Source organism: Actinosynnema sp. CA-299493, from assembly GCF_050946825.1.
Lineage (GTDB): Bacteria > Actinomycetota > Actinomycetes > Mycobacteriales > Pseudonocardiaceae > Actinosynnema.
This window is the reverse complement of sequence record NZ_CP191993.1, coordinates 1,580,985-1,605,837: the sequence shown is the minus strand read 5'-3', so window position 1 is coordinate 1,605,837 and position 24,853 is coordinate 1,580,985. Positions and strand designations below refer to the sequence as shown.

Here is a 24,853-nt window from a genome sequence, read left to right as displayed (position 1 = left end):
TGATCTACGCCACAGCTGGGCCTTAACGTTGACCGTACATACGTCTTGCTGAGACCTTCCGGGGCCCCGGCTGATCGCCGGGGCGCTCAGTGGATCACCGGGCAGACGCCCTCGGTGTCGCCGGCGAAGAAGTTCGGCACCAGCTCGCGCTTGTCGTAGTACCGGTGGAAGACGCTGGTGATCCCGCTCGACATCGGCGGCACGATCCACGTCCAGTCCGCCGGGCACGAGCGGCCCGCCTCCTCCTCCTTCTTGATGTGCGTGAGGAACCGGTCCGACTCGGTGTGGTGGTCGGTGATGGTCACGCCCGCCACCGCGAACGAGTGCAGCACCGCGCGGTTCAGCTCGACCAGCACCCGGTCCTGCCACAGCGTCCGCACCGACGAGGTGTCCAGGCCCATCCGCCTGCCCAGGTAGGGCAGCAGGTCGTACCGGTCGCCGTCGGCGAAGTTGCGCGCGCCGATCTCGGTGCCCATGTACCAGCCGTTGAACGGCGCGGCCGGGTAGTCGATCCCCCCGATGCGCAACCGCATGTTGCTGATCGCGGGCACGGCGTGCCAGCGCAGCCCGAGGTCGGCCAGCCACGGCAGCTCGGGGTGGCCGATCGGCACCTCCAGCACCGCGTCGGGCGGCAGTTCGACCATGGCCGGCTCGGCGTCCTCCCGTTCCACGATCAGCGGCAGCACGTCGAACGGCCCCCGCCGGGCGGGCGGGCGCCAGCCCATGTCGATGGCCTTCGCGGTCAGCTCGGCGTTGCGCCGGTCGCCCAGCACGCCGCCGTCCGAGCCGACGTAGCCCGCGTACCGGATCAGCTGCTCGTTGCGGATCCGCGGCGCGGGCCTGCCCGGCTCGTCGGGCGCGAACACGCTGATCACGGGGCGGACCTTGCCGCCGTTGGCGGCGAGCTTGAGGTGCTCGACGCACTCGTCCGCGATCTCCTTGGGGTCGCGCAGCTCGCGCAGGTCGCGGACCTTGAGGCTGCGCCAGTACAGCCGCCCGATGCAGCGCGCGCTGTTGCGCCACGCCACCCGTGCGCCGAACGTCAGCTCGTCGGGGGTGTGGCGGTACGTGCCGGTGGCGGCGACCTCGGCGTGCACCTCGGCCAGGCGTGGTTCGGCCACGCCGAGCTCCGGGTGCTCGGCGTGGTGCAGTCGGATGAACTCTTCGGCCTCGGCGAGGTCGACGGTGGAGGCGGCGGTGTCGCGCAGGGGAATGGCTTCAGCCGGACACGAGGGGACGGGGGCCATGGCGGCACACCGTAGTTGCCCTTTCGTGGTTGCTGCACCGCCGTGCCGGGCACCGAGGGGAGGCAATACCGCCCTGTTGGTGTCGCAGAGTGAGTGCTTGATCGCGCAGAAGAGTGACTCACCCTGCGAAAACGAGTGATATTCGATCGTTACTCACCTGCGCTTCCGCAGCTACTTGTGACTTATATCACTCATCTTTTCACCTTCCGGGCGACAACGACGGCGGCGTCCAGGCCAGGAACTTCGACGCCCTGGCCGAGCCCACCGACGCCGGGACCGCCCGCATCGCGGCGTCGCGCACCAGCACGGCCACCGGGTTGCGCAGCTTGTGGCCCACCCGCCCGAGCACCCGCGACGCCCTCGCCATCCGCTGCGTGCGCGGCCGGCGTTGCCGGTCGTAGTCGGCGAGCGCGGTCGGCACGTCCTCGGCGCGGGCGCACGCGGCGGCCAGCACCACGGCGTCCTCGATCGCCATGCACGCGCCTTGCCCCAGGTAGGGGGTCATCGCGTGGGCGGCGTCGCCGAGCAGCGCCACCCGGCCGCGCACGTAGGACGGCAGCGGCGCGGCGAGCTCGTGGATGTCGTGCCGCAGCACGGCGTCCGGCGGCGTGGCGTCCAGCAGGTCGGGGATGGGGTCGTGCCAGTCGGCGACGAGCCGGCGCACCTCGCCCAGCTCGTCGGCCGAGCGGTCGCCGGCGGGCGCGATCGTGGCCGCGTACCAGCAGACCCGGCCGTCACCCAGCGGGAGGACGCCGAACTCCGTGCCGGGACCGAGGGTCTGGCTGATGCCGAGGTCCGCCGGGAACCGGGTCGCCGTCACGCTGCGCCACGCCGTGGTGCCCGCGTACACCGGCTGGGGCAATGCGGGGAACAGCGCCTGCCGGGCGCGGCTGCGGATGCCGTCCGCGGCGACCACCAGGTCCGCGTCCACCTCGTCCAGCGACCGCACCTCGGCACCCGTGACCAGGGACTCCGGCGGCAGCGCCGACCGCAGCACCCGGTGCAGGTCCGCCCGGTGCACGGCGACCACGCGGTCCTGGTGCGACGGGTCCACGCGCGTCAGCGTCCGCCCCTTCGGGTCGCGGATGGACCCGGCCACCCCGGGCGTGCCGATCCGCCGCACGTCGTCGGCCAGCCCCAGGGCCGCCAGCGCCCGCATGGCGTTCGGCATCACGCCGACACCCGCGCCCACCTCGCCGAACTCCGGCGCGCGTTCGAGCACCTCGACCTCCCACCCGACGTGCCGCAAGGCCACCGCCGCCGTGACACCGCCGAGGCCACCACCCACTACGACTGCCTTCATACCCCACTCCTTCTACATCTGTAGAGATCCGTACTCTACAGGTGTAGAAGGAGGACGCACTGTGACGGAGCGCATGGCCGCCCTCGCCGACGCGGCGATCCACGTGGTGGCCACCAAGGGCATGCGCGGGCTGACCCACCGCGCGGTGGACGCGGAGGCCGGCGTGCCCCCCGGCTCGACCTCGGCCTACTTCCGCACCCGCAAGGCGCTCGTCGAGGGCGTCGTGCAGCGGCTGGCCGATCTCGACAACACCGAGGTGGTCGACGCGGGCAGGAACCTCCCGCGCGACCCCGACCTGCTCGCCGAGGCCCTCGCGCACGTGTTCGACCAGTGGATGACCACCGCCCGCGAGCGCACGCTGGCCCGGTACGCGTGCCTGCTGGAGGCCACCCACCACCCCGAGCTGCACGGCATCCTGGCCCACGGCGAACGGCCGCGGGCACGGGCGCGGGAGCTGCTGGCGGCGCTGGGCGCGGAGGACCCGGAGCGGCAGAGCCGCGACCTGGTGGCGTTCCTCGACGGCCTCGTGTTCGACCGGCTGGTCGGCGCGGGCGCGCTCGCCGCGCCCACCCCGGGTACCCCGGAGAGCCGCGCCGAGCTGGCCCTCGCGATCCGCGCGGCGTTGCGCGCCGTGCTCGGAAGATGAGTGGCGACCGGCTCTACCGTTGATCGCACGTGGGCCTTCCGCGTCGAGCACCTCTGAGCTCAGGGCAGCCGTCAACCCCCGCGCGCCACGCGTGAGGGGGTCATCGAGCCGACCCGACCTCAAGCGGAGATCCCCTTGTCGCACATCGCTTTCCTCAACATCCCCGGCCACGGACACGTCAACCCGACGCTGCCCGTCGTCACCGAACTGGTGAACCGGGGGCACCGGGTCACCTACGCGGTCGACCCGGGCTTCGCCGGCGACGAGCTGGACGAGTGGCCGGCCGCCGAGGGCTGCGCGATCCCGCCCGGACGTACGTCGGCCACCCGGACCGGGCGGTGGTGATCGAGGCGGAGCTGGGGTGACGGCGAGGGGCGGCGCCCGGCGGCACCGCCCCTCCTCGTCTACGCGGATCGCTCGGTGCTGCCCAGCCGGGGGAACGGGTCGGTCGAGAACACGACCTCCACCGGCACCTCGAAGTACTGCGCGATGCGCAGCGCCAGGTACAGGCTGGGGCTGTACTCGCCCCGTTCCAGGTAGCCGACGGTCTGGTAGTGGATGCCCAACGCCTCGGAGAGCTGCCGGCGTGACACTCCCCGTTCCGCGCGCAGCATCGCGATCCGGTTGTAGACGCTTTCACTCATCGCACCCTCTGCAACGCCGCCTGTCGGCGCTGCTCCATGTCCGAGCCGGACTCCCGCCGAGCCATCCGACGCAGGATCGTAGGCGCAAGCAGGAAGCCGACCACCGTCCACACGCCGAGCACGCCCGTCATCTCCAGGATCCGCCAGGAGCCGCCGAGCTCCGCGGCCGCCGCCGAGTCCGGCAGCAGCGCCGCCCTGGCGCCGTGACCGGCCCAGTACACCGGGAACACCTGGGCCACCCCCTGCAACCAGCCGGGCATCGCGGTGATCGGGTAGAAGATGCCCGAGATCGCCACGATGCCCATCATCGGCAGCATGGTGATGCCCATCGCGCCGCCCGGGCTCTTGGTGATCGACCCGGCGACCGCGCCCCAGGGCAGCATGGACACCATGCCGAACGCCAGCACGGCGAGCAGGCCGAGGATGCCGCCCACGCCCGCGTGCGCCAGCACGTTCACCAGGAACAGGCCCGGCACCAGCACGATCAGCAGACCGGACAGGGAGTCCAGCGACGTCTGCACGGTCCGGCCGACCAGGTAGCCGACCATCCCGTGCGGCACCGCCTTGGCGCGCAGCAGCGTGCCGTCCTCCCGGTTGGTCGAGAGCTGGCCGGCGGGCCCGACCAGGGCGCCGAACACCATCCCCATGCCGAGCATGCCGGGCAGGGTGAGCGCGGCGAGCGAGAGGCCGGCGCCGTCGACGGGCGAGTCGCGCTGGAACCACAGCACGGTCAGCGCGGCCAGCCCGGTGAACACGTTGTACCACTGGTCCGAGCTGCCCAGGGAGTGGCGGAACTCGCGCACACCGCGGTCTACGCCGAGCCGGATGGCCTGTGCCTTGGTGTTCACCGGATCGCCACCTCCTCCTCGGTCGCCTGGCCGCTCTCGTGCCGCTGCACGAGTGCCATGTAGGTGTCCTCCAACGTGCTGCGGCGCACCTCCAGCTCGGAGATGCCCGTCGCGTGCTGGCGGAACAGGTCGCGCACGAACGCCGTCGCGTCCTCGGCCGTGTGCACGTGCCGCAGGCCGTCGTGCGTCCAGCGGACCTCGGACTTGCCCGCGACCCCGCGGCTGAGCTGGTCCGGGCTGCCGTCGGCGATGATCCGGCCGCCCGCCAGCACCAGGATCCGGTCGGCCAGCTTCTCCGCCTCGGCCAGGTCGTGCGTGGTGAGGAGGATCGTCATGCCCTCCAGGTCCGACAGCCGGTGCACCAGGTCGTGGAAGTCCCGCCGCGCGTGCGGGTCGAACCCGGCCGTCGGCTCGTCCAGGAACAGCAGGTCCGGCTTGCCGACGATGCCGATCGCCACGTCCAGCCGCCGCCGCTGGCCGCCGGAGAGGCTGCTGATCTTCTTGTGCGCGTGCTCGGCCAGGCCGACGGTCTCGATCAGCTCGTCGGTGTCGAACGGCCGCGGCTGGCGCGGCGTGGCGTAGGGCGCGTAGTAGCGGCCCAGGTGGTGCAGCAGCTCGCGCACCTTCCAGCGGCCGTGGTCGCGCCACGACTGCAGCACCACGCCGAGCCGGGCGCGCCAGGCCTCGTCGCCCACGGCCGGGTCGACGCCCAGCACCCGGACGTGACCGTCGGAGGGCAGCCGGAAGCCCTCCAGGATCTCGATCGTGGTGGTCTTGCCCGCGCCGTTGGGCCCGAGCAGGGCCACCACCTCACCCGGGCCCGCGGTGAAGTCGACCCCGTGCAGCACGTCCGTCGTGCCGTAGCGCATCCGCAGATCGCGCACCTCGATGACCAAGGACCCTCACCTCCCCCTTGTCTGAGTTCTCGGCCATTTTGTAGCACACCTGCTATCAGCAGTACTACAGCTGTTCCCTTACGGCTTATTTACTTCACGGCTTCCTGAAACTTCCGTATGTTGCGAAGGAGGTCCCTTAACGCACTGGGAGGTGTGCGAGATGACCGAAACGCTGTCCGCCGAGCTGCCGAGCCAACGCAGCACGGTGTTCGACCCGCCCGCGGAGCTGGGGTTGCTCCGCGAGCGCGCCCCGATCAGCCGGATGACGTTCCCCGACGGGCACCTGGGGTGGCTCGTGACCAACTACGAGCTGGCCCGCGAGGTGCACGCCGACCGCCGGTTCAGCAGCCGGGCCGAGCTTCAGCACTCACCGCGGAAGGTGGCCGGCAAGCCTGTGCCGCAACGGCCGGCGGCCAAGCCGGGCATGTTCATCGCGATGGACGCGCCCGACCACACCCGCTACCGCAAGCTGCTGACCGGCCAGTTCACCGTGCGGCGGATGAACCAGCTGATGCCCCGGATCGAGCAGATCGTGGCCGAGCACCTGGCCGCGATGCGCGCGGCCGGCACGTCGGCGGACCTGGTGGCGGACTTCGCGCTGCCGGTGCCGTCGATGGTCATCTGCGAGCTGCTCGGCGTGCCCTACGAGGACCGGGCGGGGTTCCAGGAGGACACCGCCAAGGCGCTGCGGCTCGACTCCACGTTCGAGGAGATCATGGAGGCGTTCGAGCGACTGGAGGACTTCGTGCTCCAGCTGGCGAAGCGCAAGCACGTCGAGCCGGGCGACGACATGCTGTCCGGGTTGGTCGCCACCGGCGAGCTGACCGACGAGGAAGTCGCCAACATGGGGCTGCTCCTGCTCGTCGCCGGCCACGAGACCACGGCGAACATGCTGGGCATCGGCACGTTGCTGCTGCTGCGGCACCCCGAGCAGCTGGCCTTGCTGAAGGCCGACCCGTCGTTGGTGGACAACGCGGTCGAGGAGCTGATGCGGTACCTGTCGATCATCCAGTTCGGCACGCTGCGCACGGCGCTGGAGGACGTGGAGCTCGGCGGCGTGGTGGTCAAGGCGGGCGAGTCGGTCTCGATCTCCGTGGCCGCCGCCAACCGCGACCCGGCGCGGTTCGAGCGGCCGGACGAGTTCGACGTCCGGCGGTCCGCGGCCGGACACCTCGCGTTCGGCCACGGAGTGCACCAGTGCCTCGGGCAGCAGTTGGCGCGGATCGAGATGAGGGTCGGGTTCGCCGCGCTGTTCCGGGAGTTCCCGGACCTGCGGCTCGGCGTGCCCGTCGAGGATGTCAGGATGCGCACCGACATGGCGATCTACGGGGTGCACGAGCTGCCGGTGGAGTTCTCGTGAAGGTCGAAGTTGATCCGGACCGGTGCGCGGGTGCGGGCATGTGCGCGTTGACCGACGCCGAGGTGTTCGACCAGGACGAGGTGGACGGGACGGTCGTGCTGCTGCAACCGTCCCCCACGGGCGAGCACGAGACGGCGGCGCGTGAAGCGGCGCACCTCTGCCCGGCCGGGGCCATCCGCGTCGTGGGGTGACGTGAGCCGCCGGGGGCCGTCTTCGGGCGGTCCCGGGCGGTGACCGGCGGCTCAGAGCGACAGGTGCACGCGCAGTGCGTCGTCGAGCTGCTTGAGCACCGCGGGCGGCAGGCCGCCGATCCTGGCGCGGAGCCTGGCCGCGGTGACCGTGCGCACCTGCTCGGCCTGCGCCTTGGAGTCCGCGCCCAGCCCGCAGTCCTTGGCGGGCAGCAGCACCTGGAACGGGTACACCTTCGCGGTGTTGGAGGTGATCGGCACGACCGTCACCACACCCCGACCGCCCCGTCCGGCGGCCCGGTTCGCCGCGTCGTTGCTGACGACCACGGCCGGGCGGATCTTGTTGGCCTCGGCGCCCTGCGCCGGCTCCAGGTCCACCCAGTAGATGTCACCTCGCCGCATCGAGGACACCGTCCGACGCGGTCACGTCCCACATGTCGGCGTCCCCTCCGGCTTCCCACTCTTCCCACGCGCTCGCGTAGGCGTTCTCGAGACCCGCCTCGCGCAGCAGCGTGATCGCCTGGTGGATCACCGACGATCGCGATGCGCTCCGATGTTGCCGCAGGTAGCGATCAACGAACTCTACGTCCTCCTCGGGGAGGCTCACACTGATTTTCATACCGTCGATGCTACCTCCGGTGCTACCCGGTAGGAACCTGGCCCGCGGGCGTCGCCGCCTCGGCCGGGGCGGGCCGCCTGCCCGGCATCGCGAGCCCGATCAGCGCGCCGGCGAACGCCAGCGCGGCGACCGCCGTCATCGAGGCCGAGAAGCCGGCGCTGAACTCCGCGGCCGTCGCGTAGCCGCCGGTGGCGCCGAAGACGGCGACCGACACCGAGGTGCCGAACACGCCGCCGAACATGCGCAGCATCATGAAGACGCCGGACGCCTGGCCGATCCGCCGCGCCGGCACCGCGCCGACGACCGCCTTCTGCGCGGCGGGCATCGCCGCCGTGATGCCGATCGAGCCGATGACCAGCGCGGGCAGGATCTCCAGGTAGGACGTGTCGGTGTCGACGACGACCGCGATCCACGCCATGCCGACCGCTTGCAGGAACAGGCCGCAGACGACGAACTCCCGCTCGCCGACCCGGTCGACCAGGCGACCGGCGATCGGCGCGCACACCATGAGCGTGCCGGTCCACGGCATCAGCATCAGGCCGGCGACGAGCGGACCGTGGCCCCGGACGACCTGGAAGTACTGCGCGAGGAAGAACATCGTGCCGTACAGCGAGGCGAACACCAGGAAGTTCGCCGGGTTGGCCGTGGCGAACGCCCGCAGCCTGAACAACCCCATCGGGACCATCGGTCGCGGCGCGCGCTTCTCGTAGAGCACGAACGAGATCATGAGCACGACACCGATCACGGTCGAGGCGACGACCTCGGTGCTGCCCCACCCCGCCGCGTTGCCCCGCACCAGCGCCCAGATCAGGCCGAACGCGCCCACGGTCACCAGCACGAGTCCGCCCAGGTCGAGCTTGTCGTTCGGGCCGGTGCTCTCGTCCACCCGCCGCCTGGCGAGCAGGATCGCGACGACGCCGATCGGCAGGTTCAGCCAGAAGATCCACTGCCAGGCCAGGCCCTGCGCGATCGCGCCGCCGATGAACGGGCCGCTGAACGTGGCCAGACCGGTGAGGCCGAGGTAGAGGCCCATCGCCCTGCCGCGCGCCCGCGGCGGGAAGACCGCGGTGATCAGCGTGAGCGACAGCGGCAGCACCATCGCGGCGCCCGCGCCCTGCGACGCGCGGAAGATGATCAAGTAGACGATGTCCGGGGCCAGCGCGCACGCCACCGACGCGACGGTGAACAGCGCCAGACCGGCGCCGAACACCTTGCGGCGGCCGAACCGGTCACCCAGCGCGGCGCCGGTGAGCAGCAGCACCGCGAACGTCAGGTTGTACGCGTTGACGACCCATTCGAGTTGTTCGACCGACGCCGCCAGGTCCGCGCGGATCGTGCTCAGCGTGGTGGTCACGACCAGGCTGTCCAGGGCCATCATGAACGACGCCAGCGAGGCGAGCCCCAACGTCCACGCCTGCTTGGACGTCATCCGTCCCGTTCCCGTGCTCACCGTTCCCCGGCCGTTCGCGTCCGCGGTCATGCGCTGCCGATGGAGGCGCGCAGTGATCGCGGAAGCCCGAAGAGGGGGAGGAAGCAGTTGTCGTGGAACCGGGTCAGCCCGGTGATCCGGTCGCCGGCCAGGGTCAGCACCAGCACGCCGTGCGCGTGCAGGATCGGCGTCCGGGGGTCGCGCAGGTAGAAGCCGAAGGCCGGTTGGCCGTTGGCGCGCGTCGGGACCAGCACGTGCCGCATCCCGTCGCGCAGCGCCACGGTGGCCAGGAAGTGGCGGATGTCGGCCGGGCCCCGGTACTCCAGCGGCATCGGCGGCATGGTCAGCCGCGCGTCGTTCGCCAGCAGCTCCACGACCGCGTCCACGTCGCCGGCCTGGAACGCGCGGGCGAAGTCGTCCACGACCCGGCGTTCCCGCGGCGAGTTGGGCAGCGGCGCGCTCTCCCGGCTCGGGAGTTCGCGCGCGAGCGTGCGGCGGGCTCGTTTCAAGGCGGCGGCGACCGCGTCCTCGGAGGTGTCGAGGATGTCCGCGACCTCGGCCGCCCGGAACCCCAGCACGTCCCGCAGCACCAGCACGGCCCGCTGCTTCGGCGGCAGTTCCTGCAAGGCGGTGAGGAAGGCCAACGACACGGACTCCCGGACCTCGTAGCGCGCCTCCGGTCCTGGCGCGTGGTCGGCGATCTCGTCGAGCAGCGCGTCGGGGTACGGCTCCAGCCAGCTCGGCTCGGCACGGCGGTGGGACGGCTCGGGCAACGGGACCTCCGTTCGGTGGGCCACGCGGTCGTTCGACCGACGACCACCGGCCCGCAAGGCGTTCAGGCACCGGTTGGTCGCGATCCGGTAGAGCCACGTCCTCACCGACGCCCGCTCCTCGAACCCCCCGATCCCCCGCCACGCCGCCAACAACGTCTCCTGCACCACGTCCTCCGCGTCCTGCACGGAGCCGAGGAAGCGGTAGCAGTGGACCTGCAACTCCCGCCGGTACGGCTCCACGAGCCCCCGGAACGCCTCCCCGTCCCCGCCACGTGCCGACGCGAGCAACTCCCCCGCCCCTCGCTGCCCGCGGACCGACGCGTCGATCCCCCTGACCGCCGACATCCCCTGCACGGTGCCTCCCCACTCCCCGGTCCCCGCCCACACCACCCCGGCCTGACCCGGCCTGGTCGTGCGGGCGGAACGCTGCTCTCGGAGGTACAGACACCGCCGGACCCGGAAAGGTGTCAGTCACCACGCCTCGGTCGCCGACAGCGCGGCGCTACCCGGATGTCGGGCGCAACGGAGACATCCCGGGCCGTACTGTGCCCGTGAAGTGGGCGAAGAGCGGCGTTGACCACGCACCGGATCAACGCCACCCTCCTGACCGGCACCGACAGTGGGGCGGGTGGGGTTCGAACCCACGACCTGACGGATTATGAGTCCGCTGCTCTGACCGGCTGAGCTACCGCCCCCTGACGTGCGGTTCCGGAGGGTACAGAGGGAGGCTCCCCCGCGTCTCGACAACCCGGGTGGCGTGACCAAGCTGTGCACTGGCGGACTACGGGGCTCCGAGGTCGGCGGGCCGGTAGCCCGTCGGGTAGCCCGGGTAGGTGCGGTTCTTCGGGTCGTTGGTCAGGCGTGGAGTCCTGCGGGGTGGGAGGAGGCGGACGGCGGCGGCTCGCAGGCGCAGGACCGTTCTGGCGGCTTTGGTGAGCCACGGGGGTTGGGCGGGGAAGCCGAAGGCGGTCAGCATGGGCTGGTCGAGCATCGCCAGCACCGCGCGGGACGTCAGCGCGCGTGGCGCCGGGTACCAGGAGCAGAACAGGTCCAGCGTGTACCGGCCGATCGCGCGGTTGGTGTCGCTGTAGGTGAAGTGCTCCTCCTCGTACTCGCGCTTGAACGCCGCGTAGGACGAGTAGGTCGACGGCAGGTCCTTGATGCCCATCCGCACGCCGACGGCGCGGTAGAAGTGGAACGCGCCCAGCCGCTCGTGGTCGGTCAGGGGCCGCCAGCCGTACCGGGTGATCCACTCGATCGGGTCGAAGATGAACGTCGACAGCACGTACCGCATGTCGTCGTTCGAGATCTCGTACCGCCCGTGCAGCCGGTTCACCACGCGCAACGCCTCACGGCCGCGCGGCGAGTCGTAGCCGTGCTCCACCAGCTCGGCCATCAGCAACGCCGTGTCGTCGTACCGCTGCTGCGGCCGGCGCTCGAACTCGCCGGTCTCGGCCAGCAGCGCCGAGATCGACGGCACGCAGTACGTCCGGAACAGGGCGAACTCCAGCGACCGCACGTAGTCCCACGGGAACTCGTGCCCGGACGAGAGGCGCATGATCTCGACGTGGTCGCGCTCGGGGTCCAGCGAGGTGATCCGGCGCCGGTTGGCGAAGCGGTCGGCCATGCGGCTCAGCCTGCCCGAAGAAACCGGCCACGAGGGTGTGACAAACGGGTGACTCGCGGGTACCCGGACCCCATGACACGACGAAACCCCAGGCCGGTGGACCTGGGGCTGCCATCGCGCTCCCCCTACTGGATTCGAACCAGTAACCCTTCGATTAACAGTCGAATGCTCTGCCATTGAGCTAAGGGGGAATGTTCTGTTGTAGGCCAGGCCTCCCGGCCCGACAGGACGTAACTCTAGCGCATCCGGAACAGTGCTCGCGCACACCCCCCTCCTCGTGCGGTAGGAAGGGTTGTGACCAGGCACGATCTCCAGGAGAGGACCACCTCATGAAGGGCATCCTGCTCGGCGCCGCCGTCGGCTACGTCCTAGGGGCGCGCGCCGGACGCCAGCGCTACGACCAGATCGTGCGCGCCTACCGCTCCTTGGCCGACCACCCGGCCGTCCAGGGCGCGGCGGGCATCGTGCGCGCGAAGGTGGGTGAGAAGACGGGCTTCGGTCGACACCAGCCGAACGCCAACGGTCACCGGCGCGACCCCGTCATCCCACGCGCCAACTGAGCGCACCCGCGTCGACTGGGCGCACCGAGGCCGCCTCCCCCACCGGAGGCGGCCTCGGTGCACCTCGACGAGTGGGCTACGGCACGCGGGCCACGGCGAAGACCCGGCGGAACGGGAACCACGTCGTGCCGTCCGCCCGGCGCGGGTACGCCTCGCGCAGCAGCGGCGCCAGCCGACCGCGGAACACGGCCCACTCGCCGTCGTCCAACGCCGCCCGGATCGGCCGCAGCGCCGTCCCGGTGATCCACTCCAGCACGGCGTCCTCCCCCGCCAGCCGCTGGAGGTAGGTCGTCTCCCACGCGTCCACCGCGCAGCCGTCGAGCACCTCGGCGTACCCCAGGGCGTCGAGCACCGGAGACGGCCGCATCAGCCCCCGCAACGCGGGCCACGACGCGTCGACCAGCGATCGCACCAACTCGTGCGACGGTCCGGAGAAGTTGCCCGGCACCTGCACCGCCAGCCACGCGCCGGACGGCAGCGCCCGGACCCACCGCCGCAGCAGGTCCTCGTGCCCCGGCACCCACTGCAGCACCGCGTTGGTCACCACGACGTCGGTGTCCGGCCCGGGCTCCCACGTCGCCACGTCGCCGACCCGCGCGTCGACCCCGCGCGCCCGCGCCGCCGAGACCATCTCCGGCGACGAGTCGAACGCCTCCACCACCGCCGACGGCCACCGCTCGGCCAGCGACGCGGTCAGGTTCCCCGGACCGCAGCCCAGGTCGACCACCCGCCGCGGCGACGTGGCCCCGACCCGGCCCACCAGCTCGTGGAACGGTCGCGACCGGTGGTCGGCGAACGCGAGGTACTTGTCCGGATCCCACATGCGCGCACCCCTAGCAACAGTACGGACGTACTGCTACCGTACGCCGGGAACGCTCACCCGCGCAGCTGGGCGATCTTCGCCGCCACCGAGGCCGCGACCTCGCGGACCCGCTCCACGTCCGCGCCCGGATCAGGCCGCACCTGGAGCACCACGCCGTCCCGCCCGGCCACCTTGCGCTGCACGAACCACGCGCCGACGGTCTCGTTGTGCTCCCGCGACTTGATCGACCCGGTCACCCGCGCGTGCACGACCTCGGGCACCTTGCCCGGCGACTCCAGCGGGAACCGCTGCGGCACGAGGTCGCGCAGCAGCACGGCCCCACCCGCCGTGCCGTCCTCGACCGCCTCGATCACCCCCAGCGCGTTCCCGCTCCACGTCGCCTTGCTGATCAGGTGCCACCCGACCCGGCGCGGACCGGGCAGCCACAGCCCGTGCGACGTCGCCACGAGCCACCCGGAGCCGACCGGGGCCGACGCCAGCACGTTCTCGTCGGCGTCCAGCGACCCGGTGAACCCCTCGGGCGCGCCCGAGCCGAAAACCCTCCGGAACAGCCCCATCACAGCCCGCCCGCCGCTTGTTGGCCCAACGCCTTGTGGTAGTCCTCCAGCGCGATGAGGTCGCCGAACAGGGCCCGGTACTCGTCGGGCTCCTCCACCGGCGACACGCGCCGCAGCCGGGACTTGATCTCGGTGATCTGCCCCGCCACCAGGATCTGCTGCAACCGTGCCAGCACGCCCTGCACGTACCGGTACTCGTCGTCCGCCTTGACCCGCAGCTGCTCGACGGACAGCTCGGTCAGCACCGACCGCACGGCCTGGTGCCGGCACGCCTGCGACACCGCGTCCAGGAACGCCGGACCCGACAGCCCGGACGACGCGCCGCCCGCCTCCCGGATCGCCTGGTGCAGCGCCAGGTACGCGGGGTGCGTGAACGCCTCGTCGGGCAGCGAGTCGTAGTACGGCCCGGCCATCTCGGGCAGTTGCAGCGCCGCCTTCAACGCCTCCCGCTGCGCCCACAGCGCCGGGTCGCGCGGATCGGGGCGGGTCGGCCCGTCGACGTCCACGGCCAGCGCGCCCTGGTTCGGGTCGACGGGCGCGGCACGCCGTGACGGCGCGGGGGCACGGCCGGTCGCGGTCTCGCGCACCCGGCGCACCACGGCCGACTCGTCCTCCCAGCCGACCCACCAGGCCAGCCGGGTCGCGTAACCGTCCCGCTTGGCCCGGTCCTTGATCTGCGCCACGAACGGCACCATGACCTTCAGCGCCTCGACCCGGCCGTCCACCGAGTCCAGGTCGTAGTCCTTCAACCGCGTCTTGATGGCGAACTCGAACAGCGGCGTGCGGCGGGCCACCAGGTCGCGCACGGCCACGTCGCCCTTGTCCTGCCGCAGCTCGCACGGGTCCATGCCGTCCGGCGCGATGGCGATGTAGGTCTGCGCGGAGAACGCCTGCTCCCCCTCGAACGCCTTCAGCGCCGCCTTCTGCCCGGCCGCGTCGCCGTCGAAGGTGAAGATCACCTCGCCGTTCATCGAGTCGTCGATCAGCAGCCGGCGCAGCACGTTCATGTGGTCCGAGCCGAACGCCGTGCCGCAGGACGCGACCGCCGTCGGCACGCCCGCCAGGTGCATGGCCATCACGTCGGTGTAGCCCTCGACCACGACGGCCTGCCTGCGCTTGGCGATCTCCCGCTTGGCCAGGTCCAGCCCGAACAGCACCTGCGACTTCTTGTAGATCGGGCTCTCGCTGGTGTTGAGGTACTTGGCCTGGATCTGGTCGTCGTCGAAGATCCGGCGGGCGCCGAAGCCGACGACCTCGCCGCCCATGTCCCGGATCGGCCACAGCAGCCGGCGGTGGAACCGGTCGATCGGCCCCTGCCTGCCCTCCTTGGTCAGCTGGGCCTTGATCAGCTCGGTGAGCTCGAACCCGCGCCCGAGGAGGTGCTTGGTGAGCTTGTCCCAGCCGGCCGGCGCGAAACCGCAGCCGAACTGCCGCGCCGCGGCCTCGTCGAAACCGCGTTGCGCCAGGAACTCGCGGGCGGCCAGCGCGTCCGGCGTGGCCAGCTGCTCGGCGTAGAACTCGGCGGCGGCCCGGTGCGCCTCGATGAGCCTGCTGCGGGTGCCGCGGTCGCGCTGGACGGTCGCGCCGCCGCCCTCGTAGGTGAGCTGGATGCCCGACCGGTCGGCCAGCCGTTCGACGGCCTCCACGAACCCGAGGTGCTCGATCTTCATCACGAACGCGATGACGTCGCCGCCCTCGCCGCAGCCGAAGCAGTGGAACGTGCCGTGCGAAGGACGGACGTTGAACGACGGCGACTTCTCGTCGTGGAACGGGCACAGGCCCTTCAACGCGCCCGCGCCGGCGCCGCGCAGGGAGACGTGATCCCCCACGACCTCGTCGATCCGGCTCCGGTCACGCACCAGTGCGACGTCGCTCTCCCGGATGCGTCCTGCCACGTCGAGCGAGTCTAGTGCTGGCAGACTGGTGGCCGTGACCACCGGTGAGGAGACCTCTGCCTCCGAGCAGACCCTGGCGTCGACCTTCACCGGCCACCGCTCCCACCTGGTCGGCGTGGCGTACCGGCTGACCGGCAGCGTCGCGGACGCCGAGGACGCGGTGCAGGAGGCGTGGCTGCGGCTGGCCGGCCTCACCGAGGAGGGCCGATCCGGCATCCGGGACCTGCGCGGCTGGCTGACGACCGTGGTGGGCCGGATCTGCCTGGACCGGCTGCGGTCGGCCGCGGTGCGGCGGGAGCGGTACGTCGGGCAGTGGCTGCCCGAGCCGTTGGTCACATCGGGCGAGGACGACCCGTTGGACGCGGTGGTGCGCGACGACGGCGTGCGGTTGGCGGCCCTGGTGGTGCTGGACCGCCTCACGCCCGAGCAGCGGGTGGCGTTCGTGCTGCACGACGCGTTCGGCGTGCCGTTCGCGGAGATCGCCGACGCGTTGGGCTGCACGGTCGCGACGGCCCGTCAGCACGCCTCACGTGGCCGCAAGGCGGCCGCCGACGCCGACCCGCCGCCGAGGGTGGCGCTGGAGGAGCAGCGCGAGGTGCTGGAGCGGTTCCTCCAGGCCCTGGCGACCGGTGACGTCAACGCGGTGATCGGCCTGCTGCACCCGGACGTGGTGCTCGTCGGCGACGGCGGCGGCAAGGCCAAGACCGCGGCCCGCGTGGTCAGCGGTGTGGACAAGGTGGCGCGCTTCATCCTCGGCCTGATGCGGCGCTACGGCGCGGTCGAGGGGCAGCCCGCGCTGGTCAACGGCGACGTCGGGCTGGTGTTCGGCGCCCAGGGCGAGCTGACGCCGAGGGTCGAGGCGGTCGTGGTGCGGGACGGCAAGGTGGCCGGCGTGTACGACATGTCGAACCCGGACAAGCTCGGCCACGTGCCGTTCCCCGAACGCCTCTGAGACCGCCTACGGCATCGGCACCCGGCAGGCGTCACCCGAGGTGAACCCCTGGTCGGTGATGCCGAACGCCGAGTTGAACCGGCCGCGCTGGTTCTCCAGCGCGATCAGGTAGGTCAGCTCGACCAGCCCCTGGTGGCCCAGCCGCCGGTCGAGCTCGGCGACCTGCTCGTCGGTGACGGCGGTCGGGGTCTCGGTCATCGCGTCGGCGTAGGCGAGGGCCAGCTTCTCCAGCTCGGTGTACCTGTCCGAGGTCGGGTAGTCGTGGATCTCCTTGAGCCGGTCGACGTCCAGGCCCTCGTGCTTGATCAGCATGGTGCCGAAGTCGACGCACCACGAGCAGCCGAGCTTCACCGCGGTGAGGTAGACGACCAGCTCCCGCAACGACACGGGCAGCGTCTTGGCGGCCTTCTCCACCGCCATCTCGTGCCGCGCGCCCGCGACGAACAGCTTGCGGTGGTGCGCGGTCACCGTGAACGGCTCCGGCACCGCGCCGAAGCGCTTCCTGGCGAACCGGTAGGCGAACCTTACCAGCGGGTTGGCCTGCTCGGTCGTGACGGCCGGGATCCTGGGCATGTCCCCTCCTCGTCTCGGGTCTTCACCCGGTGGACGAGGAGGGACCTCACGACGTGACAGTCACGAGCCGAGGTTGCACCAGCGCAACAGGCGTGGTTCCATGAACGAAGGTTGCACATATAAGTGCAACTGCGATCGGTTGTAACTGAAGTACCCTGCTGAGGGAGTGATGGCGGTGTCGACCGTAGTGGCGACGGCTGACCGTGATGTCGTGTTGGCGGACGAACTCGACCAGCGGCAAGCACAGGCGCTGATGACGCAGCTCCCTTCTCGTGGTGCGCGATTCACCGCCTTGACCGACGGCCAAGGTGAAGCCGTCCCGGTACCGGACGAGTTGTCGGCGATCATCGCCCAGGTCGTCCAAGCCGTGGCTCAGGGACACGTGGTCACCGTCAGCGCGATGCCCGAGGAGCTGACGACCACCGCTGCCGCCCAACTACTGGGCATCTCCAGGCCGACCTTGATGCGCAAGATCAGTGCCGGCGCGATTCCCTCGCACAAGGTCGGCTCGCACACCCGCTTGCGGACGGCCGATGTGCTGCAAGAGCGGCATGCGCGTCGGCAACGCCAGTTGGCCGCATTCGATGAACTGCGGGCGCTGGAAGACGACTGACATTCGTATTATGGGCTGCCGACCCGACCACCGAGAAGGCATGGTCGACAGCTAACCTCTCGCGGTGGCTTCCACCAGAGTCTTCGTCGACGCGAATGTGCTGTATTCCCGCACTCTGCGGGACTGGCTTGCGCTGTTGCAATTGAGGTCATCCGGAGAGGTTTACACAGTCTACTGGACCGAGGACGTTCTGGCGGAGACGATCTACCGGCTACGTCGAAACCACCCGGCGTGGAACGGCGCGAAGATCACCTCGATACGGGATCTGATCGCGAGGACGTTCGAGGGTGGCAGGGTGGAGGACTTCTCCGTCGACGACTCGTTCACGGGCAGGGACGGTGACGACCGGCACGTGCACACTGCGGCCGTGGCCTGCCGAGCGGATTTCATCCTGACCGGCGACAACGGTTTCTTCATCGCGGATGAAGACGCGGACTCAAGGCCCTATGAGGTTTACACACCTGACGACTTCTTCGTTCTGGTCGACGACAGCGCACCCGCACTGGTGCAACTCGTGACTCGCGAACAAACCGTGTACTGGGCCCGACGAGGTGGCCGCGCCGACTTGGCGGGCCACCTTGTCGCGGCGCAGTGTCCTCGGTTCGCCGAACGGGTGCGGGTCCATCAAGGGAATCTGTCACTTCCCGGCTGAACCCGACCCGTCGCTCGAAAGTCGTCGCACCTGGTCACTCACGGCTTGGCGACCTGGGCGAGGAAGAAGATCGCGCCCGTGTCGGCGTGCCGGACCAGCAGCAGGTAGGGCCGGTCGACGCGGACCGTGCGGGCGGGTTCGGCCGGGATGAACGACGTCATGCGCATCACCACGGCGGTGGCCGCCGCGCCCTCGAAGCCCTGCTCGTCCAGCCTCAGCACGGCCTCGTGCACCACGTCGTCCACGTAGAGCCGCGGGTCGGGGCTCAGCCCGGTGAGATCGGCTCCGCGACCGAACATCGTGCGCACGCCGACCTGCTGCAACGACGCGGCGAGCGAGATGTTCGCGGTCAGCGCCAGCTTGGGCAGGAACAGCTCGACCCGGTCGTGGTCCAACGCCGCCAGCACCTCGGGCACGCCTTCCGTGCCGCCGAGGTCGTCGTCGGGCAGCAGCACGACCGCCTCGACGCCGCCGCGCGCGGACAGCGCCACGGCCTGCCACCCGTCCCGTCGGGCGTACCGCGTGCTGCCCTCACGGCGCATGGTGGCGACGTTCCCGGCGCCCCGGAACGGCAGGTCGGCCGTGTCGTGCTCGGGGAACTCCTCGCGCCACGCGCACTTCAGGTACAGGGCGTTGACCAGCGTCGCGACCGTGTCGGAGGTGATCGCGCCGGCGGAGAGCAGCTCGGGGATCAACCCCCGGGTCGTCTCGGCCACGTCGGCGTTGATGAGCTTGCGGGAGCCTTCCGGATCGCCGGCGAACGGCGCGGAGCGGGCGTTCGCGCCGGGCCACCCGGCCAGGTCGGTGAGGAAGCCCTCGTCGATCGGCAGTTCGTCCCAGGCCCACAGCGTGTTGGACACGGCGAACTCGGCGTCGTCGCCCACCACCGCGCCCTTGAGGACCTCGGCGTGGTCCGCGCCGAGCAGCGCGACCAGTTCCGCCTCCGTCTCGCCACGCGCCGCGTGCGCGGTCAGGCCGAGCGCGCTGGCCACCGAGTACGGCGACCAGCACGCGTTGCGGGTGCGGTCGGGCGCGATGGCGTCGTGGAGGGTGAGGGCGAACGTCAGGTGCGCTCGATCGGGCACTGGGTCTCCTTGACCGCTGTGGGCTCGTCCGGGATCGGACGCTCGCCCGCGCCGCTCGTCGGTCCGAGCGGCTGGGGGTGGCGCGGTTCGCGCACCCCGGTGGAACCGTCATCGGGGTCATCGTCCCACCCGTACGGCACTTCGCGGGCGACGAGGACGGGTTCGCGGGTCGGTCTGCGCCACGGCCACGAACGACCCCGCGGCCTTCTCGACTCCTCTGCCATGAGGTCGAGTGTGCCACCGGTCACAGCGGTTCGGGGTGGTCGTTCGCCAGCGCCCGCCGCCACGCCACGGCCTGGGCGTCGGTGAGCGAGGCGACCTGGTCGACCACGACGCGCAGCCGTTCGGCGTCGGTGCCGGCGGCGGCCCACGCGGGGTGGAACGCGGGGTCGAGGGTGTCCGGCGCGCGCATCAGCAGGAGGTGGACCAGTTCGGCGACCAGCTCGCGCTGCCGGGCCTGCATGGCCAGCCGGGACGGGTCGCTCATCACGTACCGGACTGCGACCGCCTTGAGCAGCGCCACCTCGGCCGCGACCCGGGGCGGCACGACCAGGTCGGCCTGGTAGCGGCTCAGCGGGCCGTCGCCGTGCACCTCGCGGGTCGCGCCGACGGCGGCGGACGCGAACCGGCCGACCAGCTCGCTGGTGAGCCGCTTCAACGCCACCTGGGCGCGCAGCGAGCCGTCGTACTCGGCCAGTTCGGCGATCACCGGCAGGCCGAGCAGCTCGGTGGCGGCGCCTTCGAGCGCGGACGTCGGCTCGTCGGAGAAGTGCTTGGCCGCCAGGCCCGCGATGGTGGCGCGTTCGGCCGGGTCGCCGAGGGCGGCCAGGCTGATCCGGTGCGCCAGCACGCCGTCCTCCACGTCGTGCACGGAGTAGGCGACGTCGTCGGCCCAGTCCATGACCTGCGCCTCCAGGCACCGCCTCCGGTCCGGCGCGCCCTCGCGGACCCACGCGAACACGCTGAGGTCGTCGTCGTAGGCGCCGAACTTCACCATCCCGGGACGGCGGGTCCACGGGTACTTGGTGGCCGCGTCGAGGCACGCCCGGGTCAGGTTGAGGCCCTTCGCGGTCTTGGGTTCGAGCCGGGTCAGGATGCGCAGGGTCTGCGCGTTGCCCTCGAAACCGCCGCACGGCCCGGCCAGCTCGTCGAGCGCGCGTTCACCGTTGTGGCCGAACGGCGGGTGCCCGATGTCGTGGGCGAGGCCGGCGGTGTCGACCACGTCCGGGTCGCAGCCCAGCTCCTCGCCGATGCCCCGGCCGATCTGGGCGACCTCCAGCGAGTGGGTGAGCCGGGTGCGCGGCACGCCGGTCACCTCCGCGCCCTCGCCGGGGCCGACGACCTGCGTCTTGCCCGCGAGCCGGCGCAGCGCCGCCGAGTGCAGCACGCGGGCCCGGTCGCGGGAGAACGGCGAGCGGCGCTCGGTGCGCGCGCCGGGCAGCACCGCTGTCTTGGGCGGCTCGGGGAGCAGCCGCGCGGAGTCGTGCCCGGTGTAGCCCTGACTCATCGGCCCAGGGTAGGTGCTCAGAGCAGGATGCCGTCGAACGCGCCCGCCGGCGCCTTCATCAGGTGGTAGTAGAGCAGCGCGCCGGTCTCGCGGCGGATGTAGAACAGCTGGGTCTGGCGGGTCTGCACGTTCGGGCCGCTGCGGGTGGGCGACGTCCACGCGGACAGGCCCTCGTCCTCGGCCATGGTGCGCGCCCGCAGCGAGTGCCACGGGTCGCTGACGATCACGGCCGTGGTGAGCGACTTCGCGCGGGCGGCGACGGCGAGCGCGCGGATGCTGCCCAGCGTGTCGGTGCCCTCGCCGACTTCGAGGATCCGGTCGGTGGGCACGTCGTGCGCCTCCAGCCAGATCCGGCCGGCCTCGCCCTCGGTGAAGTTGTCGCCGGGCTGCCTGCCGCCGGTGGTGGCGATGTAGTTGACCACGCCCTGCTCGTACAGCCGGCGCGCGTGCTCCAGCCGTGCCTCCAGGACGTCGGAGGGCACGCCGTTGAACTGGGCCGCGCCGAGCACCACGGCCATGTCGGCGTGGGCGCGGTCGTCCTCGCGGGCCACCTGCCACACGCGGAACGCCGTGCCGCTGACGACGAGGAGCCCGATCACGATGCCGCCGAGGACGACACGCGTGGCAAGCCTGCGGAGTCTCGGCAGGAACGTCACGCCGGGGATGATTCCACACCCGCTCGGGCGTGAGCGCTGCCAGGATCGCGGGCATGGCAGCAGACCAGCCGACGATCGTGGCGACCTCAGGTGGTTTCCGCGCCGGGCGCCGCACCAACCTGGAGTTCCACCGACTCGTGCACCACGCCGTCGACCTGTCCGGCGTACACGGCCGCAAGCCCAGGCTGTGCCACATCGGCACGGCCTCGGGCGACCAGCGGTGGTTCAACGCGGACATCTCCGAAGCCGGGCAGCTGGCGGGGTGGGAGGTGTCGCACTTGAACCTGTTCACCATGCCGCCGACGACGGACGTCCCGGGCTTCCTCGGTGCGCACGACGTCGTGTGGGTCGGCGGTGGTTCGGTGGCGAACCTGCTGGCCGTGTGGGCGGTGCACGATCTCGGGTCGGCGCTGCGCGGCGCGTGGCAGGACGGCGTCGTGCTCGGTGGCGTGTCCGCCGGGTCGATCTGCTGGTTCCTGGGCGGCTCGACGGACTCGTTCGGGCCGGAGCTGCGCGTGGTCACCAACGGCCTCGGCTTCCTGCCGTACGGCAACGGCGTGCACTACGACAGCGAGGCGGCGCGGCGTCCGACGATCCACGCGGCGGTGGCGGCGGGCGTGCTGCCGGTGACGCACTGCACCGACGACGGCGCCGGGCTCGTCTACCACGGCGCGGAACTCGTGGAGGCGGTGTCCGAACGGCGCACCGGTGGCGCCTACGTGGTCCGACGTGACGAATCTTCAGGAACCGCACAGGAGGAACCGCTCGACGTCAGGCGGTTGTGAGACGGACCGTTGAGGTGTGGGAAGACGCTGGTGGGTGGTCGCGGTCGCGGTGATCGCAGGCGTAGTCGCGCTGGTGTGCCCGCGAACCGCGGACCACGCCGCGCAGGCGTCGTCGCCCGCGCCCCCGAGCGCCGCGAGCACCCCGGCCCGGCCGCTCCACGTGCCGCCGAGGCACCCGCCCCGGACCTCTCGGCGGCGGTGGCGCGGGCGGTCGGGGCCGCGGCCGACCTCGACCACCCTGTCCGGCGTCACGACCACCCTGGTCGCCGCGCTCACCGATCAGGTGGGTTGAGACTTTTAGCCACTTCTCCTGGAGGTTCTTCCGGGAAGTCTCACAAAGCAGTTGAAAGTTACGCTTGAAGGTGTGACTGCCGAGGAGATGACGGACCACATCACCGCCTTCGCCGGGACCCGCGTCGTGGAGGCGGCTGGCGACACGTTCTTCCTCTACGACCCCGACGGCGACCTCCCGCCGGAGCGCCAGATGCCGTTCGCGACGATCGTGACGAGCGACAACCACGAGCGGGTGTCCGACTTGGCCGAGCCGGGGGCCTACCGGCTCAACATCGGGCTCACCAAGGCGACCTACACCGCGATGTTCGGGCCCGTGCCGACCGAGCGCGACGAGCAGGGCGTGTTGAAGACCGGATTCGACCACGCGGAACGGGACCGCTTGATGCCGCACCCCGTCTACGCGTCGCAGCACTGGGTCTGCGTGGTGTCGCCGGGCGGGGCGATGTCGGACGCCATCCGGCCGCTGCTCGTCGAGGCGCACGGGTTCGCCGCCCGCAAGCACGCCAACCACGCCCGGCGGGCTCGGGCGTGAGGTCCCCGGCGCGGGGATCACCCGCGCCGGGGGTCACCTCAGTCGGACACCGGGTGGATCAGCTCCACGCTGCCGCGTCGCTCGGCCCAGTGGTCGATCGCCTGGCCGCACGCCTGGTCGAGGTGGCGGACACCGGTCAGGTCGACCCGGACGTGCCTGCTGTCCGGCACGGCCTCCAGGCTCTCCAGCAGGCCCGGCAGCTTGAGGAACGTCGCGTTGCCGCGCACCGCCACGTGGTGGTGGTCCTCGCCGTGCGCGGTCACCGTGACGGTCAGGCGGGACATGTCCCACGCCGTCTTGACCACCGCCGCCAGCAGGCCGACGAGGGTGCCGGTGAGCAGGTCCGTCAGCACGATCAGGCCCGCGGTGAGCACCAGGACGCCGGCTTCCGCGCGGTCCGCGCGGGCCAGGGCCAGGACCTGCCTGGGCGCCAGGAGCTTCCAGCCCGCCTGCACCAGCAGTGCGGCCAGGACCGCCAGCGGGACGTAGGACAGCACGCCCGGCAGCAGCACGACGAACACCAGGAGCCACCCGCCGTGCAGCACGCGGGACAGCCGGGTGCGGGCGCCGGCGTCCACGTTGGCCGCGCTGCGCACGATCACGGCGGTCATCGGCAACGCGCCGAGCACACCGCACACCGCGTTGCCGACGCCCTGCGCGACCAGCTCCCGGTTGTACCTCGTGCGCGGCCCGTTGTGCATCCGGTCCACGGCCGCCGCGCTGAACAGGCTCTCCGCCGACGCCACGAGGGCGAACGTCAGCATCGCGCCCAGCACGCCCGCGTTCAGCAGGGAGACGTCGACCAGGGACACCACGTCGGTCAGCGGGCCGACCGAGATGCGCGGCAACGGGAGCAGCGCGCCCACCGCCGAGGCGACCACGACGGCCACCAGCATCCCCGGCACGGCGCGCCACGGCGTGCGCTTCCACAGCCACGCCACGACCAGCGTCAGCACGCCGACGGCCACGCCGCTCAACCCGACCGCCGTCGTCAGCGCGGCCCGGACGAGGTCGGCCAGGCCGGCGAACTTCGCACCGGTCGTGGTGGGCTGGTCCTGCCCGCCGAACGGGTAGAGCTGGCCCAGCACGAGCACCAGGCCGATGCCCGCGAGCATGCCCTGGACCACGGCGGGCGAGATGGCGCGGAACCAGCGGCCCAGGCGCAGCAGGCCCATCGCCACCTGGAGCAGGCCCGCGCCGAGCACGATGAGGCCCAGCGCGCGCGGGCCGTGCGCCGCGACGGTGTCCGCGACCAGCACGGTCAGGCCCGCCGCCGGGCCGCTGACCTGCATGGTGCTGCCGGGCAGCAGGCCGACCAGGAGGCCGCCCACCACCCCGGTGATGATGCCCAGTTCCGCCGGGACGCCGGAGGCGACGGCGATGCCCACGCACAGCGGGAGCGCCACCAGGAACACCACCAGCGACGCGCCGACGTCGGGCCAGAAGGTCGGCGGCGCGGGTCGTTCGGTCCGGGTGCTCACGCGTCGGCCCTCGGGTCGTTCACCGAGCGTGAGTTCTTTCGGGTGAAGGGTTCGGCCTCGCCGGCGGGTCCTCGTCTCATTTCCTGGGAAACGCGAGGTGGGTGTGCGCGGGCAGGACGGAACCGGTGACGGAATTCCATTCGGATTACCCCACTCGTCTGTGGTCGGACGATGCGAACTACTGGCGATGGGGCGCCGATCAGTTCCGGAACACCTGTAAAGCCGACGGCGTGGTCCAGGAGCGGAGGTGTTCCTCGCGGCCTCGCCCTACCGGCGGGGCGGTTTCCCCGGTGGCGCGGCGGGCCGTG

At 71.6% G+C, this 24,853-nt stretch carries 30 protein-coding genes and 2 tRNA genes; 11 read left to right on the top strand and 21 right to left on the bottom strand.

The window, feature by feature from the left end; genetic code table 11:
- Positions 1-86 precede the first annotated feature (86 nt).
- Both ACQPYE_RS07760 and ACQPYE_RS07755 read right to left on the bottom strand, forming a co-directional pair.
- Entirely contained in the window at positions 87-1,247 is a 1,161-nt protein-coding gene (locus ACQPYE_RS07760) for a nitric oxide synthase oxygenase (RefSeq protein ID WP_498720251.1), read from the bottom strand.
- A gap of 199 nt (positions 1,248-1,446) precedes the next feature.
- Entirely contained in the window at positions 1,447-2,550 is a 1,104-nt protein-coding gene (locus ACQPYE_RS07755) for an FAD-dependent monooxygenase (RefSeq protein WP_498720250.1), read from the bottom strand.
- 61 nt (positions 2,551-2,611) lie between these two features.
- On the opposite strand from ACQPYE_RS07755, the gene ACQPYE_RS07750 reads away from it, so the two are divergent.
- On the top strand, positions 2,612-3,196 hold the full coding sequence (locus ACQPYE_RS07750; RefSeq protein ID WP_498720249.1) for a TetR/AcrR family transcriptional regulator: 585 nt from the start codon (positions 2,612-2,614) through the stop codon (positions 3,194-3,196).
- 135 nt (positions 3,197-3,331) lie between these two features.
- Complete coding sequence (locus tag ACQPYE_RS07745; protein WP_498720248.1) at positions 3,332-3,541, top strand: hypothetical protein; 210 nt, start codon at positions 3,332-3,334, stop codon at positions 3,539-3,541.
- A gap of 59 nt (positions 3,542-3,600) precedes the next feature.
- Here ACQPYE_RS07745 and ACQPYE_RS07740 read toward each other — a convergent pair whose 3' ends face one another.
- The 3 genes from ACQPYE_RS07740 to ACQPYE_RS07730 are packed head-to-tail and all read right to left on the bottom strand — an operon-like array spanning position 3,601 to position 5,557.
- Positions 3,601-3,840 carry a helix-turn-helix transcriptional regulator gene (locus tag ACQPYE_RS07740; RefSeq protein ID WP_123743524.1) on the bottom strand — a complete coding sequence of 80 codons (240 nt, stop codon included), beginning with the start codon at positions 3,838-3,840 and terminating at the stop codon, positions 3,601-3,603.
- Positions 3,837-4,688: an ABC transporter permease gene (locus tag ACQPYE_RS07735; RefSeq protein WP_498720247.1), complete on the bottom strand. Its 852-nt coding sequence runs from the start codon at positions 4,686-4,688 to the stop codon at positions 3,837-3,839. Before ACQPYE_RS07735 ends, ACQPYE_RS07740 begins: the two co-directional genes overlap by 4 nt.
- Positions 4,685-5,557, bottom strand: coding sequence for an ABC transporter ATP-binding protein (locus ACQPYE_RS07730; RefSeq protein WP_498722859.1), 873 nt, complete (start codon positions 5,555-5,557; stop codon positions 4,685-4,687). The genes ACQPYE_RS07735 and ACQPYE_RS07730 overlap by 4 nt, the downstream gene beginning before the upstream one ends.
- 187 nt (positions 5,558-5,744) lie before the next feature.
- Between ACQPYE_RS07730 and ACQPYE_RS07725 the strand changes: the two genes are divergently transcribed.
- The gene (locus ACQPYE_RS07725) at positions 5,745-6,944 is read left to right on the top strand and encodes a cytochrome P450 (protein ID WP_498720246.1); all 1,200 of its coding nucleotides are present in this window, start codon (positions 5,745-5,747) and stop codon (positions 6,942-6,944) included.
- Positions 6,941-7,135 (top strand): ferredoxin, encoded by a 195-nt coding sequence (locus tag ACQPYE_RS07720; RefSeq protein ID WP_498720244.1) that lies wholly within the window; start codon positions 6,941-6,943, stop codon positions 7,133-7,135. The genes ACQPYE_RS07725 and ACQPYE_RS07720 overlap by 4 nt, the downstream gene beginning before the upstream one ends.
- A 51-nt stretch (positions 7,136-7,186) precedes the next feature.
- On the opposite strand, the gene ACQPYE_RS07715 is transcribed toward ACQPYE_RS07720, so the two are convergent.
- The 7 genes from ACQPYE_RS07715 to ACQPYE_RS07685 all read right to left on the bottom strand — a co-directional run bounded on the left by ACQPYE_RS07715 (position 7,187) and on the right by ACQPYE_RS07685 (position 11,771).
- Positions 7,187-7,534, bottom strand: a complete 348-nt coding sequence (locus tag ACQPYE_RS07715; RefSeq protein WP_498720243.1) for a type II toxin-antitoxin system PemK/MazF family toxin — start codon at positions 7,532-7,534, stop codon at positions 7,187-7,189.
- Positions 7,521-7,751, bottom strand: a complete 231-nt coding sequence (locus ACQPYE_RS07710; RefSeq protein WP_053720052.1) for a ribbon-helix-helix domain-containing protein — start codon at positions 7,749-7,751, stop codon at positions 7,521-7,523. Before ACQPYE_RS07710 ends, ACQPYE_RS07715 begins: the two co-directional genes overlap by 14 nt.
- A gap of 22 nt (positions 7,752-7,773) precedes the next feature.
- Positions 7,774-9,180, bottom strand: a complete 1,407-nt coding sequence (locus ACQPYE_RS07705; RefSeq protein WP_498720241.1) for a DHA2 family efflux MFS transporter permease subunit — start codon at positions 9,178-9,180, stop codon at positions 7,774-7,776.
- A gap of 47 nt (positions 9,181-9,227) precedes the next feature.
- The gene (locus ACQPYE_RS07700; protein WP_498720240.1) at positions 9,228-10,298 is read right to left on the bottom strand and encodes a sigma-70 family RNA polymerase sigma factor; all 1,071 of its coding nucleotides are present in this window, start codon (positions 10,296-10,298) and stop codon (positions 9,228-9,230) included.
- A gap of 275 nt (positions 10,299-10,573) precedes the next feature.
- Positions 10,574-10,648: transfer RNA gene (locus tag ACQPYE_RS07695), tRNA-Ile, on the bottom strand.
- Between the two features lie 86 nt (positions 10,649-10,734).
- Positions 10,735-11,580 carry an oxygenase MpaB family protein gene (locus ACQPYE_RS07690; protein ID WP_498720239.1) on the bottom strand — a complete coding sequence of 282 codons (846 nt, stop codon included), beginning with the start codon at positions 11,578-11,580 and terminating at the stop codon, positions 10,735-10,737.
- Positions 11,581-11,699: 119 nt separating this feature from the next.
- Positions 11,700-11,771, bottom strand: a tRNA-Asn gene (locus tag ACQPYE_RS07685).
- Positions 11,772-11,909: 138 nt separating this feature from the next.
- On the opposite strand from ACQPYE_RS07685, the gene ACQPYE_RS07680 reads away from it, so the two are divergent.
- Complete coding sequence (locus ACQPYE_RS07680) at positions 11,910-12,140, top strand: hypothetical protein (RefSeq protein ID WP_073889848.1); 231 nt, start codon at positions 11,910-11,912, stop codon at positions 12,138-12,140.
- A gap of 76 nt (positions 12,141-12,216) precedes the next feature.
- On the opposite strand, the gene ACQPYE_RS07675 is transcribed toward ACQPYE_RS07680, so the two are convergent.
- The 3 genes from ACQPYE_RS07675 to dnaG are packed head-to-tail and all read right to left on the bottom strand — an operon-like array spanning position 12,217 to position 15,415.
- Positions 12,217-12,963, bottom strand: coding sequence for a trans-aconitate 2-methyltransferase (locus ACQPYE_RS07675; protein WP_498720238.1), 747 nt, complete (start codon positions 12,961-12,963; stop codon positions 12,217-12,219).
- 53 nt (positions 12,964-13,016) lie between these two features.
- Positions 13,017-13,520, bottom strand: a complete 504-nt coding sequence (locus ACQPYE_RS07670) for a hypothetical protein (protein ID WP_498720237.1) — start codon at positions 13,518-13,520, stop codon at positions 13,017-13,019.
- Complete coding sequence (gene dnaG / locus ACQPYE_RS07665) at positions 13,520-15,415, bottom strand: DNA primase (RefSeq protein ID WP_498720236.1); 1,896 nt, start codon at positions 15,413-15,415, stop codon at positions 13,520-13,522. Before dnaG ends, ACQPYE_RS07670 begins: the two co-directional genes overlap by 1 nt.
- 25 nt (positions 15,416-15,440) lie before the next feature.
- On the opposite strand from dnaG, the gene ACQPYE_RS07660 reads away from it, so the two are divergent.
- Entirely contained in the window at positions 15,441-16,367 is a 927-nt protein-coding gene (locus tag ACQPYE_RS07660) for a sigma-70 family RNA polymerase sigma factor (RefSeq protein WP_498722858.1), read from the top strand.
- 6 nt (positions 16,368-16,373) lie between these two features.
- Here ACQPYE_RS07660 and ACQPYE_RS07655 read toward each other — a convergent pair whose 3' ends face one another.
- Complete coding sequence (locus tag ACQPYE_RS07655) at positions 16,374-16,940, bottom strand: carboxymuconolactone decarboxylase family protein (protein WP_498720235.1); 567 nt, start codon at positions 16,938-16,940, stop codon at positions 16,374-16,376.
- Positions 16,941-17,109: 169 nt separating this feature from the next.
- Here ACQPYE_RS07655 and ACQPYE_RS07650 point away from each other — a divergent pair, with 169 nt between their 5' ends.
- The gene (locus tag ACQPYE_RS07650) at positions 17,110-17,553 is read left to right on the top strand and encodes a helix-turn-helix domain-containing protein (RefSeq protein ID WP_498720233.1); all 444 of its coding nucleotides are present in this window, start codon (positions 17,110-17,112) and stop codon (positions 17,551-17,553) included.
- Positions 17,554-17,617: 64 nt separating this feature from the next.
- Entirely contained in the window at positions 17,618-18,205 is a 588-nt protein-coding gene (locus tag ACQPYE_RS07645) for a PIN domain-containing protein (protein WP_498720232.1), read from the top strand.
- 38 nt (positions 18,206-18,243) lie between these two features.
- On the opposite strand, the gene ACQPYE_RS07640 is transcribed toward ACQPYE_RS07645, so the two are convergent.
- From ACQPYE_RS07640 to ACQPYE_RS07625, 4 genes are read right to left on the bottom strand one after another with little or no spacing between them, the layout of a single operon-like run.
- Entirely contained in the window at positions 18,244-19,290 is a 1,047-nt protein-coding gene (locus tag ACQPYE_RS07640) for a serpin family protein (RefSeq protein WP_498720230.1), read from the bottom strand.
- Complete coding sequence (locus tag ACQPYE_RS07635) at positions 19,269-19,514, bottom strand: hypothetical protein (protein WP_498720229.1); 246 nt, start codon at positions 19,512-19,514, stop codon at positions 19,269-19,271. Before ACQPYE_RS07635 ends, ACQPYE_RS07640 begins: the two co-directional genes overlap by 22 nt.
- A 20-nt stretch (positions 19,515-19,534) precedes the next feature.
- Positions 19,535-20,797, bottom strand: a complete 1,263-nt coding sequence (locus ACQPYE_RS07630) for a deoxyguanosinetriphosphate triphosphohydrolase (RefSeq protein WP_498720228.1) — start codon at positions 20,795-20,797, stop codon at positions 19,535-19,537.
- Positions 20,798-20,814: 17 nt separating this feature from the next.
- Positions 20,815-21,453 carry a YdcF family protein gene (locus tag ACQPYE_RS07625; protein ID WP_498720227.1) on the bottom strand — a complete coding sequence of 213 codons (639 nt, stop codon included), beginning with the start codon at positions 21,451-21,453 and terminating at the stop codon, positions 20,815-20,817.
- Positions 21,454-21,506: 53 nt separating this feature from the next.
- Between ACQPYE_RS07625 and ACQPYE_RS07620 the strand changes: the two genes are divergently transcribed.
- The 3 genes from ACQPYE_RS07620 (at position 21,507) to ACQPYE_RS07610 (ending at position 23,064) form a co-directional block, all read left to right on the top strand.
- A complete protein-coding gene (locus tag ACQPYE_RS07620) occupies positions 21,507-22,238 on the top strand; it encodes a Type 1 glutamine amidotransferase-like domain-containing protein (RefSeq protein ID WP_498720226.1) in 732 nt (243 codons plus the stop codon).
- Between the two features lie 16 nt (positions 22,239-22,254).
- A complete protein-coding gene (locus ACQPYE_RS07615; protein ID WP_498720224.1) occupies positions 22,255-22,530 on the top strand; it encodes a hypothetical protein in 276 nt (91 codons plus the stop codon).
- Positions 22,531-22,602: 72 nt separating this feature from the next.
- Positions 22,603-23,064 (top strand): DUF6194 family protein, encoded by a 462-nt coding sequence (locus ACQPYE_RS07610; protein WP_498720223.1) that lies wholly within the window; start codon positions 22,603-22,605, stop codon positions 23,062-23,064.
- Between the two features lie 38 nt (positions 23,065-23,102).
- On the opposite strand, the gene ACQPYE_RS07605 is transcribed toward ACQPYE_RS07610, so the two are convergent.
- Entirely contained in the window at positions 23,103-24,545 is a 1,443-nt protein-coding gene (locus tag ACQPYE_RS07605) for a SulP family inorganic anion transporter (protein WP_498720222.1), read from the bottom strand.
- Positions 24,546-24,853: the final 308 nt, after the last annotated feature.

Bases quoted from the DNA above. Each gene is read 5' to 3' on its own strand.
- ACQPYE_RS07675 (WP_498720238.1), bottom strand. From the start codon at position 12,963: ATGTGGGATCCGGACAAGTACCTCGCGTTCGCCGACCACCGGTCGCGA.
- ACQPYE_RS07630 (WP_498720228.1), bottom strand. From the start codon at position 20,797: ATGAGTCAGGGCTACACCGGGCACGACTCCGCGCGGCTGCTCCCCGAG.
- ACQPYE_RS07670 (WP_498720237.1), bottom strand. From the start codon at position 13,520: ATGGGGCTGTTCCGGAGGGTTTTCGGCTCGGGCGCGCCCGAGGGGTTC.
- ACQPYE_RS07700 (WP_498720240.1), bottom strand. From the start codon at position 10,298: ATGTCGGCGGTCAGGGGGATCGACGCGTCGGTCCGCGGGCAGCGAGGG.
- ACQPYE_RS07680 (WP_073889848.1), top strand. From the start codon at position 11,910: ATGAAGGGCATCCTGCTCGGCGCCGCCGTCGGCTACGTCCTAGGGGCG.
- ACQPYE_RS07760 (WP_498720251.1), bottom strand. From the start codon at position 1,247: ATGGCCCCCGTCCCCTCGTGTCCGGCTGAAGCCATTCCCCTGCGCGAC.
- ACQPYE_RS07635 (WP_498720229.1), bottom strand. From the start codon at position 19,514: ATGGCAGAGGAGTCGAGAAGGCCGCGGGGTCGTTCGTGGCCGTGGCGC.
- ACQPYE_RS07755 (WP_498720250.1), bottom strand. From the start codon at position 2,550: ATGAAGGCAGTCGTAGTGGGTGGTGGCCTCGGCGGTGTCACGGCGGCG.
- ACQPYE_RS07650 (WP_498720233.1), top strand. From the start codon at position 17,110: ATGGCGGTGTCGACCGTAGTGGCGACGGCTGACCGTGATGTCGTGTTG.
- ACQPYE_RS07710 (WP_053720052.1), bottom strand. From the start codon at position 7,751: ATGAAAATCAGTGTGAGCCTCCCCGAGGAGGACGTAGAGTTCGTTGAT.
- ACQPYE_RS07690 (WP_498720239.1), bottom strand. From the start codon at position 11,580: ATGGCCGACCGCTTCGCCAACCGGCGCCGGATCACCTCGCTGGACCCC.
- ACQPYE_RS07705 (WP_498720241.1), bottom strand. From the start codon at position 9,180: ATGACGTCCAAGCAGGCGTGGACGTTGGGGCTCGCCTCGCTGGCGTCG.
- ACQPYE_RS07655 (WP_498720235.1), bottom strand. From the start codon at position 16,940: ATGCCCAGGATCCCGGCCGTCACGACCGAGCAGGCCAACCCGCTGGTA.
- ACQPYE_RS07715 (WP_498720243.1), bottom strand. From the start codon at position 7,534: ATGCGGCGAGGTGACATCTACTGGGTGGACCTGGAGCCGGCGCAGGGC.
- ACQPYE_RS07620 (WP_498720226.1), top strand. From the start codon at position 21,507: ATGGCAGCAGACCAGCCGACGATCGTGGCGACCTCAGGTGGTTTCCGC.
- ACQPYE_RS07725 (WP_498720246.1), top strand. From the start codon at position 5,745: ATGACCGAAACGCTGTCCGCCGAGCTGCCGAGCCAACGCAGCACGGTG.
- ACQPYE_RS07740 (WP_123743524.1), bottom strand. From the start codon at position 3,840: ATGAGTGAAAGCGTCTACAACCGGATCGCGATGCTGCGCGCGGAACGG.
- ACQPYE_RS07730 (WP_498722859.1), bottom strand. From the start codon at position 5,557: ATGCGCTACGGCACGACGGACGTGCTGCACGGGGTCGACTTCACCGCG.